Below are 14,066 nucleotides of genomic sequence, written 5' to 3'. Positions count from 1 at the left end.
TCTTATGGTTGTAGAGGCCAATGCTGCGCGCAGGCCTGGCGGACTGCGGCGGCGCCGGGCAGGTCGAGCAGCGCCTGGCTGAGCTGGCGACACTGGCGCGCATCGAGCTGGCGGACCCGGTCCTTGATCTCCCCGACCTGGGGAGGACTGACCGACAGTTCGCTGACACCCAGGCCAATCAGCACCGGCGTCGCTAGGGGATCGGAGGCCAGGGCGCCGCAGACTCCGACCCAGCGCCCGTGGCGTGCGGCGCCGGTGCAGGTCTGGGCGATCAGTCGCAGCAGCGCCGGATGCAAGGCATCGACCCGTGAGGCCAGCCCGGCGTGGTCGCGGTCCATGGCCAGGGTGTACTGGGACAAGTCGTTGGTGCCGATGGACAGGAAATCGGCGTGTTCGGCCAGGTGCTCGGCCATCAGCGCCGCTGCCGGGACTTCGATCATCACCCCCAGTTCCGGCCGCTGGCTCACTCCCAGCTCGCTGGCCAGGGCGTCCAGGCGCTGGCGGATCTGCAGCAGCTCGGCCACTTCGGTGACCATTGGCAGCATCACCCGGCAGCGCTCCGTGGGCGTGACTTGCAGCAGCGCTCGCAATTGCTGGTCCAGCAACTCTGGCCGCGCCTGGGCCAGGCGAATGCCGCGCAAGCCGAGCACCGGGTTGGCTTCGGCCGGCAGGGGCAGGTAGTCCAGCTGCTTGTCGCCGCCCACGTCGATGGTGCGGATGATCACCGGCTTGTCGCCCATGGCATCCAGCACGGCCTGGTAGGCCTGGCGCTGTTCCGCCTCGTCCGGGGCATGCTGGCGGTCGACGAACAGGAACTCGGTGCGCAGCAAACCGATGCCGTCGGCGCCACCCAGGTGCGCCTCCCGGGCTTCATCACTGCACGCCACGTTGGCCGCCACCTCGATCGACAGTCCATCCTGGGTCAGGGCCGGCTCACGGGCTTGCTGTTGCTGCACGGCGCGGCGTTGCTGGCGGGCCTCGTGGGCGTGCATGACCTGCTGGAGCCGCTGCGGCGAGGGGGCCAGTTCCAGGCGTCCGCCGTCGGCATCCAGTACCACCTGCCGGCCGCTGTCCACATGCAGGATTTCCTGACCCAGGGCCACCAGGCAGGGCAAGCCCTTGCCCCGGGCCAGGATCGCGACGTGGGAGGTCGCACCGCCAGCGACCATGCACAGGCCGGCCACGCCCTGGGCACTCAGTTGCAGCAGGTCCGATGGCGTCAGCTCCTCGGCAGCGACCAGCGCTCCGGGCGGCAGGTCGTAGTGCCAGGTTTCTCCCAGCAGCGCCCGCAACACGCGCTGTTGCAGATCCCGCAGATCATTGGCGCGTTCTGCCAGTAGCGGACTGTCCAGTTGCTGCAGCACCTGGCACTGCTCGGTGATGGCCGCACTCCAGGCGTGGGTGGCGGCCCGGCCCTGGGCGATGGTGGCGTGGGCCGCATCCAGCAGGGTTGGGTCCTCCAACAAAGCCAGGTGGGCGTTGAAAATGTCCTGTTCTTCCTGGTCCCGGCGTTGTCGGGCCTGCTCCAGGGTCTGGCGGATATCGCTGCGCACCTGCTCCAGGGCAGCGCCCAGGGCCTGGCGCTGTTCCTCGGGCTGATGCTGGCCGTGGTCTGGCGGCAATTGCAGGGCATCGAGCCGCAGCAGCGGGCCGGCGATCAGCCCCGGGGCGGCGCAGACGCCATGCAGTACGCCATCTTCGGCGGGACGCTGGATGACCGGGGCGGTGACGGGTGCTGGATGGGCGTGCGTGTCCAGTGCCGTGCCCAGGGTCTTGAGCAGTGCCTGCAAGGCCGCCTGGCAATCGGCTCCCTGACAACTGACCTGTACTTCATCCTGTTCGCCGATACCCAGGCCCATCAGGGCCACCAGGCTCGTGCAGGGGGCGCTCTTGTCCTTGAAGGTCAGGTGCGACTGGCTGGCGAAGCCGGCGGCGCACTGGCGGACCAGGGCGGCGGGACGGGCATGCAGGCCGCCGCGGTGGGCGACCTTGACCCGGGCGCTGGCCTGTTCGCCCAAGGCCTCCGTGACGGGCGGCCGAGCCGGGTCCAGGACGCGCCGGGTGAGGTGCAGCAGCGGCTCGCCGACCTTGACCGGGCTCAGGCTCAGCGGGCGCAGGTCGAATGCGTCGCCATTGGTCAGGATCAGCAGGCTGATCAGGCTCCGGCAGTGCTGCGCGACATAGTCCAGGTCGAACCGCAGCAGGGGCTGGCCGGCGCTGACGCGCTGCCCTTCCTGGACCAGCACGTGGAAGCCTTCACCTTTCAACTCGACTGTATCCAGGCCCAGGTGCAGCAGCACCTCGGCGCCGTTGTCGGCCCGCAGGGTCACGGCGTGGCCGGTGCGTGCGACCTGGAGCACCTGGCCGGCGCAAGGGGCATGCAGGGTATCGTTGAGCGGGTCGATGGCAATCCCGTCGCCCATGGCCCCGGTGGCGAACACCGGGTCGGGAACGCTGCGCAGTGGCAGTACGGGCCCGGCTAGCGGGGCACTGAGCGTCAGATCGTTATTGTTGTTGTGCATGGCGCAGTACTCATCAATCAGGGGGCTTAGTGAGTGCGGGTCACTTTGCTCAGGTGGCGTGGCTGGTCGGGGTCCATGCGGCGGGCTCCGGCCAACCCGGCGGCCATGACGTAGAAACTCTGGATCGCCAGGACCGGGTCCAGCGCCGGGTGTTCGGCCTGGAGCAAGGGCAGGTCCCGTTCCTGGATGTCGTCCGGTGCCGCCAGCAGCACCTTGGCGCCGCGCTGGCGCATGTCGGCGGCCAGGCTCAGCAGGCCACCTTGTTCCACGCCACGAGGGGCGAACACCAGCAAGGGGTAGTCGTGCTCGATCAAGGCCATCGGGCCATGGCGGACTTCGGCGCTGCTGAAGGCTTCGGCCTGGATCGCCGAGGTTTCCTTGAGCTTGAGCGCGGCCTCCTGGGCGATTGCAAAACCCGCGCCGCGGCCGATCACCATCAGCCGCTGGCAACCGCGCAGGGCTTCGACGGCCGGGCTCCAGTCCTGGCTCGCGGCGCGCTCCAGGCCCTCGGGCAGGGCCAGGCCGGCTTCGAGCAGGTGCGCGTCCTCGTTCCAGTGGCCGATCAGCCGGGCGCTGGCGCTGAGGGTGGCGATGAAGCTCTTGGTAGCGGCAACGCTCTGTTCGGTTCCGGCGTACAGCGGCAGGGAAAACTCGCTGGCAGCTTCCAGTGGGCTGTTCGGGGCATTGACCATGCCGACGGTGAGAGCGCCACGCTTGCGCAACAAGCGCACGCTGTTCACCAGGTCGGGGCTCTGGCCCGACTGCGAGAAGGCGAAGACCGCCTGGCCACTGACCCGCAATGGCGCCTGCTGCATGGTGACCACCGACATCGGCAGGGACGCCACCGGAATGCCCACCTGTTGCATGGTCAGGTAGGCGAAGTAGCTGGCGGCGTGGTCGGAGCTGCCCCGGGCCACGGTCATCGCCACTTGTGGCGGCTGGCGCCGCAGGCGCCCGGCCACTTCCACCAGCGATGGATCCAGGTGCTGCAGCTGGTTGCTCACGGCGGTGTGCGAGGACAGCGCCTCTTCAAGCATCTTGGAAGTCAAGTTCTTCTCCTTCGACCATGACGGCGGTCAGTTTGAGTGCGCGATCCAGGCGCACGCTGTCGGCCCAACTGCCTGGTTGCAGGCGGCCGCGTTCGGGGAGGCCGAGGTAGTCGGCGGGAAATTGCGACAGGCGTTGCGAGGCCTCGGCCAGCGGCAGGCCGATCTTCACCAGGTTGCGCAGGGCCTGGTCCATGGTCAGGGTGCTCCCGGCCAGGGTGCCGTCCGGCAGGCGTACGCCGCCCAGGCATTTGGTCACGGTGTGGCTGCCCAGCCGGTACTCGCCATCGGGCATGCCGGCGGCGGCGGTGGAATCGGTAACGCAGTACAGGCAAGGAATCGAGCGCAGGGCCACGCGCATCGCCCCGGGGTGCACGTGCAGCAGGTCGGGAATCAGCTCGGCGTACTGCGCATGGGCCAGGGCGGCGCCAACGATGCCCGGCTCGCGGTGGTGCAGCGGGCTCATGGCGTTGTACAGGTGGGTGAAGCTGGTGGCGCCGGCGGCGAGAGCGGCCACGCCTTCTTCATAGCTGCCCAGGGTGTGGCCGATCTGCATGCGCAACCCGCGCTCGCTCAGGGTGCGGATCAAGTCGTTGTGGCCGGCGATCTCCGGGGCGATGGTGATCACCCGGATCGGCGCCAGCTCCAGGTACTGCTCGATTTCCGCCAGCAGCGCTGTATGAGCGAAGTTGGGCTGGGCGCCAAGCTTGCCGGGGTTGATGAAGGGGCCTTCCAGGTGCACCCCCAGGACTCGGGCGGAGCCGACAGGTCGCTGCCGGGCGTACTGGCCCAGTTGCTCCAGCACCTGGCGGATTTCCGCGCTGGGTGCGGTCATGGTGGTGGCCAGCAGCGACGTGGTGCCAAAGCGCACATGGGTGCGGGCGATGGTCTCGAAGGCGTCCTTGCCCTGCATGATGTCCTTGCCGCCACCGCCGTGCACATGCAGGTCGATGAAACCGGGCAGCAGATAGGGCAGGTCGTTGTCCACCGGATCACAGGGGCTGCCATGGATGGCCGTCACCTTGCCTTGATGATGCTCCAGGTGGCCGCGGATCCAGCCTTGTGGGGTGAGTATGTTGGCTTCGGACATGGGGGTTTCTCGGCCTCCTGAAATCGGGCTCAGCGTCGCAATTCAGCGACGAAGTCGTAGTAGTCGTTGCGGCAGTAGGTGTCGGTGACCTCGATCGGCGTGTTGTCTTCCAGGTAACCGACGCGGGTCATCAGCAGCATCGCGGTGCCGGGGGCGATACCCACCAGGGCGGCGAACTCGTCCGAGGCATTGATTGCCTGGATATGCTGCAGCGCCCGCACCACAGGGCGGCCGATGCCATCGAGGTATTCATAGAGGGAGTCGCCTACCGCCTCGGGGCGGGCAATGATGCGTGCGGGCAGGGTGCTCATCTCGATCGCCATCACCACGTCGTCGGCTTTGCGCAGGCGCTTGAGGCGCGCCACCTTGTCGTTGGGCGACAGGCCCAGGCGGATCAGTTCTTCGTGGGTGGGCGGGGTGAGGGTGCGTTCCAGCCATTGGGAGCCGGGAACGAAGCCCTTGAGGCGCAGCATCTCGCTGAAGCCGGAAAGCCGGGACAGCGGTTGTTCCAGGCGCGGGGTGATGAAGGTGCCGGAACCCTGGCTGCGGCGGATCAGGCCTTGCTCGAAGAGCACTTCCAAGGCCTTGCGCGCAGTCACCCGGGAGATGCCCAGCAGTTCGCTCAGGTTGCGCTCCGAGGGCAGTGCCTGCTCGGCTTTCCATTGGCCGGCGTGGATCGCCGCTTCCAGGTTGCGAGCCAGTTGCAGGTACAGCGGGGTGGGCTGGGTGTCGTCCGGGCGCAGGTTCAGAAGGTGATTCATGGTCAGGTTTTCCGATGCGGTTATAGGTTGTTTTCGCCCGGTAGTGCCGGAAAATTAATACCACTTAAATACCATGTCAACGCCACTGTTTCGTCGTTGGCGAGGCTTTACGGGCACTGTCGGGGTGTCGGTGAGGATAAAGGATTGAAGTGGTATTAGGCAGGTCTGGCAGCGAGGGCCATGGGGCAGGGCGCGACCCGGAGCGGATCGCCAAGTGGTATGGGCGTGCGGGGCGCACGCCGGAAGGAAAATATTTTTTGCAGGCGAGGGGTTATGGGCGGATTTCGATCATGGTGCCGTCCTTGACCAGCCCCCAGATCTCGCGCATGTCGACGTTGCGCATGGCGATGCAGCCGTCGGTCCAGTCCAGGGTATGGAAGTACTGCTCGGGGAACTCCTCGGTGTCTGGAGTGCCATGGATCATGATCATGCTGCCGGGGGGCACGCCTTCGCGACGTGAGCGCGCGGCGTCGCTGATGTTCGGGTAGGAAATGTGCATGGCCAGGTAGTAGCGGTCGCTGGTCTTGCGCCAGTCGAGCCAGTAGAGGCCCTCGGGGGTGCGCTTGTCACCTTCCATGAGCTTGGGCCCCTTGGGTTTCTTGCCCAGGGAAATGCGGTAGGTCTTCAGGGGTTTGCCGTCATTGATCAACTGCAGTTGATGGGCAGACTTGAGTACCAGGACCTTTTCGACGGTCTTGCCGCCCAGGGTTTCTAAGGTGGAGGCCTGGGAAACAGCGACGAATGAACAGCACAGCAGGGCAAGCAACCAGCGCATTGACACGATATCCCCAGGCGCGCACGGGGCCCCGTGCACGATTATTGTTTAACTGATGGCGGGCTGAGCGAGTGGCGGGATGGATTCGGTACGGACTTGAAAAGCCCCTGCCCGCCGGTCAGCGAAGAAGCATTCTAAGGTACGGCCGACGGTGCGAAAAGCCAGCTCGGACCAAGGGATATCCGCCTCGGCGAACAGGCGCACTTCAAGGCTTTCGGGGCCGGGGGCGAAATCCAGGTCGGCCAGTTCCGCGCGAAAGAACACATGCACCTGGCTGATGTGCGGGACGTCGATCAGGGTATAGAAGCTGAGGTCGCGCACCCGGGCGCAGGCCTCCTCGAAGGTTTCGCGGATGGCCCCCTGTTCCACGGTCTCGCCGTTCTCCATGAAACCGGCGGGCAGGGTCCAGTAGCCCAGGCGTGGCTCGATGGCCCGGCGGCACAGCAGGACCTGGCCTTCCCAGGTGGCCAGGCAGCCGGCGACGATGTTGGGGTTCTGGTAGTGGATGGTCTGGCAGTGATCGCAGACGAAGCGCAGGCGCGAATCGCCTTCGGGAATGCGCTGGGTCACCGGGTTGCCGCACTGGCTGCAAAATTTCATGGGGGTTGTCCGAAAAGGCTGCGGCTATCTTGGCGCGGGTCGCCTGTTGTCGGCAAGTTGTCCTTAAGCGACATGCCCGGGGAGCAGGGGTTGGGCGGCTGATGGGATTGGTGCATGATGCACGGTAGCCAACAGATCGAGACGCCTCATGCTGGACGAGCTACTTCATCGGGTAAGCCATTACACACCGCGTACAGTGGAGACCGACCGACGTTTTCCCGAGGCCGCGGTGCTGGTGCCCATCACCCGCAGCGAAGAGCCTGAACTGGTACTGACCCTTCGCGCCAGCGGGCTTTCCACCCATGGTGGCGAAGTGGCATTTCCCGGTGGGCGACGCGATCCGGAAGACCCGGACCTGGTCTTCACCGCGCTGCGCGAAGCCGAGGAGGAAATCGGCCTGCCGCCAGGCCTGGTGGAAGTCGTCGGCCCCTTGAGCCAGTTGATCTCCAAGCACGGAATCAAGGTCACGCCGTATGTCGGGGTGATTCCCGACTTCGTCGAGTATCGCGCCAACGACGCCGAGATCGCCGCGGTCTTCAGCGTGCCCCTGGAGTTTTTCCGCCACGACCCCAGGGAACATACCCATCGCATCGACTACCAGGGGCGCAGCTGGTACGTTCCCAGCTATCGTTTCGGCGAGTTCAAGATCTGGGGGCTGACCGCGATCATGATCGTCGAGCTGGTCAACCTGCTGTATGACGCCGGGATCAGCCTGCGCCACCCACCGAAGAATTCCGTCACCCTCTGAAGCCATCGCACGTATGGCACCTACCCGCGGCTGCCTGAGCCATGAGGACAACAAGATGAAATACCGCCTGGGCGATGCCCGCGTCGAAACCCATCCACAGAGCTGGGTAGCCCCGAATGCCACGCTGGTGGGCAAGGTCAAGCTGGAAGAGGGCGCCAGTGTCTGGTTCAACGCCGTGCTGCGGGGCGACAACGAGTTGATCCTGATCGGCAGGCACAGCAACGTCCAGGACGGCACCGTGATGCACACCGACATGGGGTATCCGCTGACCATCGGCACCGGGGTGACCATTGGCCACAATGCCATGCTGCATGGTTGCACCGTGGGCGACTACAGCCTGATCGGCATCAATGCGGTGATCCTCAACGGCGCGAAGATCGGCAAGAACTGCATCATTGGCGCCAACTCGCTGATCGGCGAAGGCAAGGAAATTCCCGACGGCTCGCTGGTCATGGGTTCACCGGGCAAGGTAGTGCGCGAACTTACCGAACCGCAGAAAAAGATGCTCGAGGCCAGTGCCGCCCACTACGTGCACAACGCCCAGCGTTACGCGCGGGACCTGGTCGAGCAGGAGGCATGAGCAGCGCGGAAAAACCCGTGGCCTCGCCTTGCGTGAGCATCTGCGCCCTGGATGAACAGGATGTCTGCACCGGTTGCCAGCGCACGGTGGCGGAGATCACTCGCTGGGGGCGCATGGACAATGCTGAGCGGCGCGCGGTGCTGGCCTTGTGTCATGAGCGGGCCAGGGACAGTGGATTGCTGTGGGCGGTGGGCTCCGGCACCGACGGCTGATCGCTGCCCAGCCGCGCACTCCAGGTCGTTCTTGGCCCAACCCGCGTGCCTGAAGTAACCTGTGCACCTTCCTGACAGGTACCCTTCGCACCCATGCTCTTCCTGATCGCCTATATCGGCAGTGTCGTGCTGATCAACTATGCCTTTTCCACCGCTCCGCACCTGGACATCATCTGGTCGGCCTGGGGCGGGCTGGTGTTCGTCCTGCGTGACATGGTGCAGACGCGCTTTGGTCATGGCGCCCTCGTTGCCATGCTGGCGGCCCTGGTGTTGTCCTACGTGACCTCCGACCCGGCCATCGCCCTGGCCAGCGCCACTGCGTTCGCTGTCTCGGAGTGCATCGACTGGCTGGTCTTCAGCATCACCAAACGCCCCTTGCACGACCGCCTGTGGATCAGCTCGGCGCTGAGCATTCCCCTGGATACCTTCATCTTCTTCGGCCTGATCGATGCCCTGACCCCGGGCGTGATCCTCACTGCCCTGGGCTCCAAGTTCGCCGGGGTTACCGTGGTCTGGCTGGCCATGGCCTGGCGTTTGCGCAAGGCCGCGTGCGCCAGCTGAGCCAAAGGTCGCGGTTCATGTAAAATGCCGCGCTTTCCCGGGTCGCCAGCCTGGCGCTCGGCCTTCGATGATCCGCTTCCTTGAGGACCTCCAGATGACTCGTATCGGAACTCCATTGTCGCCAACCGCGACCCGCGTCTTGCTTTGTGGCTGTGGTGAGTTGGGCAAGGAGGTGGTGATCGAGCTGCAACGCCTGGGCGTGGAAGTGATTGCCGTGGACCGCTATGCCAATGCCCCGGCGATGCAGGTGGCCCACCGCAGCCACGTGGTCAACATGCTTGACGGCGCGGCGCTGCGGGCGGTGATCGAGGCGGAAAAACCGCATTTCATCGTGCCGGAAATCGAAGCCATCGCCACCGCGACCCTGGTGGAGCTGGAGGCCGAGGGTTTCACCGTGATCCCCACTGCCCGGGCCACCCAGCTGACCATGAACCGCGAAGGCATCCGTCGCCTGGCCGCCGAGGAGCTGGACCTGCCGACCTCGCCGTACCACTTCGCCGACACGTTCGAGGACTACAGCAAGGCCGTTCAGGACCTGGGCTTCCCTTGCGTGGTCAAGCCGGTGATGAGCTCCTCGGGCAAGGGCCAGAGCCTGCTGCGCAGTGTCGATGACGTGCAGGGAGCCTGGGATTACGCCCAGGAAGGCGGCCGGGCCGGCAAGGGCCGGGTGATCATCGAGGGTTTCATCGACTTCGACTACGAAATCACCCTGCTGACCGTGCGTCACGCCGGCGGCACGACGTTCTGCGCGCCGGTTGGCCACCGTCAGGAGAAGGGTGATTATCAGGAGTCCTGGCAGCCCCAGGCCATGACTGCGAAGGCCTTGGCCGAGTCCGAGCGGGTCGCCAAGGCGGTGACCGAGGCCCTGGGTGGTCGTGGCCTGTTCGGCGTGGAGCTGTTCATCAAGGGCGACCAGGTGTGGTTCAGCGAAGTCTCGCCGCGTCCCCATGACACGGGTCTGGTGACCCTGATTTCCCAGGACCTGTCCCAGTTTGCCCTGCATGCGCGGGCGATTCTCGGCTTGCCGATCCCGCTGATTCGCCAGTTCGGGCCATCGGCATCGGCGGTGATCCTGGTGGAAGGCCAGTCGACCCAGACGGCATTCGCCAACCTGGGTGTTGCCCTGAGCGAACCGGATACCGCGCTGCGCCTGTTCGGCAAGCCGGAAGTCAACGGTCAGCGCCGCATGGGCGTGGCCCTGGCTCGCGACGAGTCCATCGAGGCGGCGCGGGCCAAGGCGACCCGAGCCTCCCAGGCCGTCGTTGTAGAGCTGTAAAAAACATCGCGGGCAAGCCTTGCTCCTACCAGGTCGCGCCGACCTGTAGGAGCGAGCTTGCTCGCGAAGCGGCCGCTCAGGCGACCCGGTTCAGATCGTTATTGCGCGTTTCCTTCAGGCACAACACGGCGATCAGGCTCAGGATCGCTGCCCCCGAGACATATCCCCCCACCCAGCTCAAGCCGCCCATCGTCACCAGTTTCTGGGCGAAGAACGGGGCCGCCGAGGCTCCGACGATACCCCCCAGGTTATAGGCCGCCGAAGCACCGGTGTAGCGCACGTGGGTCGGAAACAGCTCCGGCAGCAGGGCGCCCATCGGGGCGAAGGTCACGCCCATCAGAAACAGCTCGATGCACAGGAACAGCGCCACCCCCGCGGTGGAGCCCTGGGTCAGCAGCGGTTCCATGGTGAAGCCGGAAAGAATGGCCAGCACGCCCCCGACGATCAGCACCGGCTTGCGCCCGAAGCGGTCACTGGCCCAGGCCGCCAGCGGCGTGGCCGCGGCCATGAACAAGACGGCAAAGCACAAAAGGCCGAGGAAGGTTTCACGGCTGTAGCCCAGGGTCGACACCCCATAGCTGAGGGAGAACACGGTGGAGATGTAGAACAGCGCATAACACACCACCATGGCGGCCGCTCCCAGCAGCACTGGCAGCCAGTATTGGCTGAAGAGCTCGATCAGCGGCATCTTCACTCGTTCATGGCGAGCCACCGCGTTGGCGAAGATCGGGGTTTCGTGGAGTTTCAGGCGCACATAGAGCCCGACCAGCACCAGCGCTGCGCTGAGCAGGAAGGGAATGCGCCAGCCCCAGGAGCGGAACTGCTGGTCGTCCAGGCCCATGGCCAGGCCCAGGAACAGGCCGTTGGCGGCAAGAAAGCCGATGGAGGGGCCCAGTTGCGGGAACATGCCGAACCAGGCGCGCTTGCCGGGCGGCGCATTCTCGGTGGCCAGCAACGCTGCGCCGCCCCATTCACCCCCCAGCCCCAGGCCCTGGCCGAAGCGCAGCAGGCACAGCAGGATCGGCGCCCACGCGCCGATGCTGTCGTAACCTGGCAGCACGCCGATCAGCGTGGTACAGACGCCCATCAACAGCAGCGAGGCGACCAGGGTCGATTTGCGGCCGATACGGTCGCCGAAGTGGCCAAACAGCGCCGAACCCAGGGGGCGGGCGAGGAACGCGATGCCAAAGGTCAGGAAGGCCGAGAGCATCTGGGCAGTGCCGGAGCTCTGGGGAAAGAACACGGGGCCGATCACCAGTGCCGCAGCGGTGGCGTAGACGTAGAAGTCGTAGAACTCGATGGCGGTGCCGATGAAGCTGGCGGTGGCCACCCGGCTGGCGGAGTTGGTGGGCTGGGCAGGCGCCGAGGCGCTGTAGGTCGTGCTGGTCGTCATGCGGTTATCCCTGACAGTCATTGCTCCAGTGGAGCGAATTATTATGGTCGAGCACCCAGGGATGTGGGTTTGGTGCGGTCGTGCTCGGGATGGGAGCGACGTCGAACGGATGCGTGTGGTACGTGCAGGACCTCGCTGGGTGCGGGTAGCAGGCGGGCTGCAAGGCTTGGGTAAGCCGCTCGATTATAGAAAGGCTGCTAACGATCCAACAAGGGCTTGTTGGGGGCTTTGCGGTGGGTGCGGCCTGCCCGGGGAGTAGATCGGCGGGGCCCGGATGAAGCCCCCGCACCTGCGGGGTTTCAGTGGATATTCGGGGCGCTGCTGGTGTGCCAGATCAGTACCCGGCTGACGCGGTTCTCCTCGGTTTCGAGGATCTCCAGGCGATAGCGACCGATCTTCAGGCACACGGCGCTGTCGGGAATGGTTTCCAGGGCTTCGGTGACCAGGCCGTTGAGGGTCTTGGGGCCGTCGCTGGGCAGGTGCCAGCCCAGGCTTTTGTTCAGTTCACGGATCGAGGCGGCGCCCTCCACCACGTAGCGACCGTCGGCCTGGGGATGAATGTGGGGGTTGTCGAGGCTGTGCTCGCTTTCGAATTCGCCGACGATTTCTTCCAGGATGTCTTCCAGGGTGACGATGCCCTGCACTTCGCCGTATTCGTCCACCACCATGCCCAGGCGCCGCTGTTGCTTGTGGAAGTTGAGCAACTGCAATTGCAGCGGGGTGCTCTCAGGAACGAAGTAGGGCTCATGGCAGGCCGCCAGCAGCGTGTCTTTGGTCAGGCTGGCGTCGGGCAGCAGATGGCGGATCTGGCGGGTATTGAGCACCGCTTCAACCTGGTTGATATCGCTGTGGAAGACCGGCAGGCGCGTACGACGGTTGAGGCGCAACTGGGCAATGATCAGCTCGATCGGCTCGTCCAGGTTGATGCCGTCGACTTCGCTGCGCGGGACCAGGATGTCGTTGACGGTGATGTTGTCCAGGGCATGGATGCCGGGTAGCGAATGCTGTTCCTGCGGGGTGGGTTCATCGTCGAGCAGGGCGGGGTCGTCATCGCTCTGCTTGACTGCGCTGGCCTTGCTGGCGAATGGCCGCAGCAGTGTCTGGCCGATGGCATTGAGCAGCCAGGCCAGGGGGTAGACGATCTTCATGGGAATGGCCAGCAGGCTGTTGCCGACGTTCAGGGTGCCTTCGGGATAGCGTAAGGCCAGGGTCCGTGGCAGGTACTCGGCCAGGACCAGCAGGCCGCAGGTGCTGGCCAGGCAGGCCAGCCATGGGCCGTTCTCTGCCCAGTAGAACAGGGCCAGCAAGGTGCTGATGATGACCGCCAGTACCCGGCACAGGGTGTTGCAGAGGATCAGGCTTTCCTTGGGGAAAGCCAGGCGTGCCAGGGGTTTGTCTCCGGAGCGCGAGCTGCTGCGCAGGGTCAGCAGGTGCAACTGGGCGGCATCGATGGCAGTGAACAGCCCCGACCAGACGATCAGCAGGGCGATTACCGCGAGCATGGGCCCGGTGGGCAGGGAGTCGGTCATGGCCGGTCGTCAGATGTGCAGGATGTATTCGCGGACCAGCTTGCTGCCGAAGTACGCCAGCATCAGCAGGCAGAAACCTGCCAGGGTCCAGCGGATCGCCTTGTGTCCGCGCCAGCCCAGGCGGTTGCGTCCCCAAAGCAGCACGCTGAACACCACCCAGGCCAGGCAGGCCAGCAGGGTCTTGTGCACCAGGTGCTGGGCGAACAGGTTCTCGACGAACAGCCAGCCCGAGATCAGCGACAGCGACAGCAGGGTCCAGCCGGCCCAGAGGAAACCGAACAGCAGGCTTTCCATGGTCTGCAGGGGCGGGAAGTTCTTGATCAGTCCGGAGGGATGCTTGTTCTTCAGTTGATGGTCCTGGACCAGCAGCAGCAAGGCCTGGAACACGGCGATGGTGAACATGCCGTAGGCGAGGATCGACAGCAGGATGTGGGCCAGTATCCCTGGTTCCTCATCGATCACCGGCACAGTGCCGGTGGGAGCGAACTGTGCCAGGAGCGTGGTCAGGGCGCCCAGTGGAAACAGCAGTACCAGCAGGTTTTCCACGGGGATACGCCAGCAGGCCAGCAGGGTCAGGGCGATGACCGCTGCTGCGATAAGGCTGGCGGCGCTGAAGAAGTCCAGGCCCAGGCCGACCGGCGTCAGCAGGTGGGTCATCAGGCTGGCGCCATGGGCCAGCAGCGCCAGGATGCCGAGCGTAGCCAGCAGGCGCTTGTTCGCCTTGGCGCCTTTGGCCAGGCTGGAACCTTGGTAGAGGGTCGCAGCGGCATAAAGAACGGCGGCGGCGAGGGTGGGTAGCAAGCTGGGTGACAAGGGGAGCATAAATCCTGTTAGGCAAGCCCGAAAGCAGCTGAGTTTGGCATAGAACCCACAGCCCTGAAAGACCAGGCAAGCAGACGGCAAGGTGTGCGCCACGCACAGTCTTCGCTATAATCCGCGACCTGCCCACGCCGCGGGCTCATCGAGCACTTGT

At 65.3% G+C, this 14,066-nt stretch carries 14 protein-coding genes; 5 read left to right on the top strand and 9 right to left on the bottom strand.

What is annotated here, in order from left to right; all coding sequences use genetic code 11:
- Positions 1 to 2 precede the first annotated feature (2 nt).
- The 6 genes from ptsP to LGQ10_RS13700 all read right to left on the bottom strand — a co-directional run bounded on the left by ptsP (position 3) and on the right by LGQ10_RS13700 (position 6,794).
- Positions 3 to 2,522 carry a phosphoenolpyruvate--protein phosphotransferase gene (gene ptsP / locus LGQ10_RS13725; protein WP_226525860.1) on the bottom strand — a complete coding sequence of 840 codons (2,520 nt, stop codon included), beginning with the start codon at positions 2,520 to 2,522 and terminating at the stop codon, positions 3 to 5.
- A gap of 26 nt (positions 2,523 to 2,548) precedes the next feature.
- Complete coding sequence (locus tag LGQ10_RS13720; protein WP_226525859.1) at positions 2,549 to 3,571, bottom strand: SIS domain-containing protein; 1,023 nt, start codon at positions 3,569 to 3,571, stop codon at positions 2,549 to 2,551.
- Entirely contained in the window at positions 3,552 to 4,658 is a 1,107-nt protein-coding gene (gene nagA, locus LGQ10_RS13715) for an N-acetylglucosamine-6-phosphate deacetylase (RefSeq protein ID WP_226525858.1), read from the bottom strand. Before nagA ends, LGQ10_RS13720 begins: the two co-directional genes overlap by 20 nt.
- Before the next feature lie 29 nt (positions 4,659 to 4,687).
- Positions 4,688 to 5,419, bottom strand: a complete 732-nt coding sequence (locus tag LGQ10_RS13710; protein WP_058434676.1) for a GntR family transcriptional regulator — start codon at positions 5,417 to 5,419, stop codon at positions 4,688 to 4,690.
- Between the two features lie 271 nt (positions 5,420 to 5,690).
- Positions 5,691 to 6,194 (bottom strand): L,D-transpeptidase family protein, encoded by a 504-nt coding sequence (locus LGQ10_RS13705; RefSeq protein ID WP_058434675.1) that lies wholly within the window; start codon positions 6,192 to 6,194, stop codon positions 5,691 to 5,693.
- Between the two features lie 48 nt (positions 6,195 to 6,242).
- On the bottom strand, positions 6,243 to 6,794 hold the full coding sequence (locus LGQ10_RS13700) for an NUDIX hydrolase (protein WP_058434674.1): 552 nt from the start codon (positions 6,792 to 6,794) through the stop codon (positions 6,243 to 6,245).
- Between the two features lie 148 nt (positions 6,795 to 6,942).
- On the opposite strand from LGQ10_RS13700, the gene LGQ10_RS13695 reads away from it, so the two are divergent.
- The 5 genes from LGQ10_RS13695 to purT all read left to right on the top strand — a co-directional run bounded on the left by LGQ10_RS13695 (position 6,943) and on the right by purT (position 10,171).
- Positions 6,943 to 7,542, top strand: coding sequence for a CoA pyrophosphatase (locus LGQ10_RS13695; protein ID WP_226525857.1), 600 nt, complete (start codon positions 6,943 to 6,945; stop codon positions 7,540 to 7,542).
- Positions 7,543 to 7,597: 55 nt separating this feature from the next.
- Positions 7,598 to 8,122 carry a gamma carbonic anhydrase family protein gene (locus LGQ10_RS13690; protein WP_058434678.1) on the top strand — a complete coding sequence of 175 codons (525 nt, stop codon included), beginning with the start codon at positions 7,598 to 7,600 and terminating at the stop codon, positions 8,120 to 8,122.
- Positions 8,119 to 8,334 (top strand): DUF1289 domain-containing protein, encoded by a 216-nt coding sequence (locus tag LGQ10_RS13685; protein WP_226525856.1) that lies wholly within the window; start codon positions 8,119 to 8,121, stop codon positions 8,332 to 8,334. The genes LGQ10_RS13690 and LGQ10_RS13685 overlap by 4 nt, the downstream gene beginning before the upstream one ends.
- Before the next feature lie 93 nt (positions 8,335 to 8,427).
- Positions 8,428 to 8,895, top strand: a complete 468-nt coding sequence (locus tag LGQ10_RS13680; protein ID WP_058434671.1) for a VUT family protein — start codon at positions 8,428 to 8,430, stop codon at positions 8,893 to 8,895.
- A gap of 94 nt (positions 8,896 to 8,989) precedes the next feature.
- Positions 8,990 to 10,171, top strand: a complete 1,182-nt coding sequence (gene purT / locus LGQ10_RS13675; RefSeq protein WP_058434677.1) for a formate-dependent phosphoribosylglycinamide formyltransferase — start codon at positions 8,990 to 8,992, stop codon at positions 10,169 to 10,171.
- 76 nt (positions 10,172 to 10,247) lie between these two features.
- On the opposite strand, the gene LGQ10_RS13670 is transcribed toward purT, so the two are convergent.
- The 3 genes from LGQ10_RS13670 to LGQ10_RS13660 all read right to left on the bottom strand — a co-directional run bounded on the left by LGQ10_RS13670 (position 10,248) and on the right by LGQ10_RS13660 (position 13,915).
- Positions 10,248 to 11,564, bottom strand: coding sequence for an MFS transporter (locus LGQ10_RS13670; RefSeq protein WP_058434670.1), 1,317 nt, complete (start codon positions 11,562 to 11,564; stop codon positions 10,248 to 10,250).
- Between the two features lie 299 nt (positions 11,565 to 11,863).
- A complete protein-coding gene (locus tag LGQ10_RS13665; RefSeq protein WP_226525855.1) occupies positions 11,864 to 13,093 on the bottom strand; it encodes a transporter associated domain-containing protein in 1,230 nt (409 codons plus the stop codon).
- 9 nt (positions 13,094 to 13,102) lie between these two features.
- Entirely contained in the window at positions 13,103 to 13,915 is an 813-nt protein-coding gene (locus tag LGQ10_RS13660) for an inner membrane protein YpjD (protein WP_058436579.1), read from the bottom strand.
- Between the last annotated feature and the right edge of the window lie 151 nt (positions 13,916 to 14,066).

Origin of the sequence: Pseudomonas sp. L5B5, from assembly GCF_020520285.1 — a bacterium.
GTDB lineage: Bacteria > Pseudomonadota > Gammaproteobacteria > Pseudomonadales > Pseudomonadaceae > Aquipseudomonas.
This window is presented reverse-complemented; position numbering and strand designations above follow the sequence as displayed.

What these genes read in the sequence shown, in the direction of transcription:
- LGQ10_RS13680 (WP_058434671.1), top strand. Translation starts at nt 8,428, where the DNA reads ATGCTCTTCCTGATCGCCTATATCGGCAGTGTCGTGCTGATCAACTAT.
- LGQ10_RS13685 (WP_226525856.1), top strand. Translation starts at nt 8,119, where the DNA reads ATGAGCAGCGCGGAAAAACCCGTGGCCTCGCCTTGCGTGAGCATCTGC.
- LGQ10_RS13670 (WP_058434670.1), bottom strand. Translation starts at nt 11,564, where the DNA reads ATGACGACCAGCACGACCTACAGCGCCTCGGCGCCTGCCCAGCCCACC.
- LGQ10_RS13665 (WP_226525855.1), bottom strand. Translation starts at nt 13,093, where the DNA reads ATGACCGACTCCCTGCCCACCGGGCCCATGCTCGCGGTAATCGCCCTG.
- LGQ10_RS13705 (WP_058434675.1), bottom strand. Translation starts at nt 6,194, where the DNA reads ATGCGCTGGTTGCTTGCCCTGCTGTGCTGTTCATTCGTCGCTGTTTCC.
- purT (WP_058434677.1), top strand. Translation starts at nt 8,990, where the DNA reads ATGACTCGTATCGGAACTCCATTGTCGCCAACCGCGACCCGCGTCTTG.
- LGQ10_RS13710 (WP_058434676.1), bottom strand. Translation starts at nt 5,419, where the DNA reads ATGAATCACCTTCTGAACCTGCGCCCGGACGACACCCAGCCCACCCCG.
- LGQ10_RS13690 (WP_058434678.1), top strand. Translation starts at nt 7,598, where the DNA reads ATGAAATACCGCCTGGGCGATGCCCGCGTCGAAACCCATCCACAGAGC.
- LGQ10_RS13700 (WP_058434674.1), bottom strand. Translation starts at nt 6,794, where the DNA reads ATGAAATTTTGCAGCCAGTGCGGCAACCCGGTGACCCAGCGCATTCCC.
- LGQ10_RS13660 (WP_058436579.1), bottom strand. Translation starts at nt 13,915, where the DNA reads ATGCTCCCCTTGTCACCCAGCTTGCTACCCACCCTCGCCGCCGCCGTT.
- LGQ10_RS13695 (WP_226525857.1), top strand. Translation starts at nt 6,943, where the DNA reads ATGCTGGACGAGCTACTTCATCGGGTAAGCCATTACACACCGCGTACA.
- ptsP (WP_226525860.1), bottom strand. Translation starts at nt 2,522, where the DNA reads ATGCACAACAACAATAACGATCTGACGCTCAGTGCCCCGCTAGCCGGG.
- nagA (WP_226525858.1), bottom strand. Translation starts at nt 4,658, where the DNA reads ATGTCCGAAGCCAACATACTCACCCCACAAGGCTGGATCCGCGGCCAC.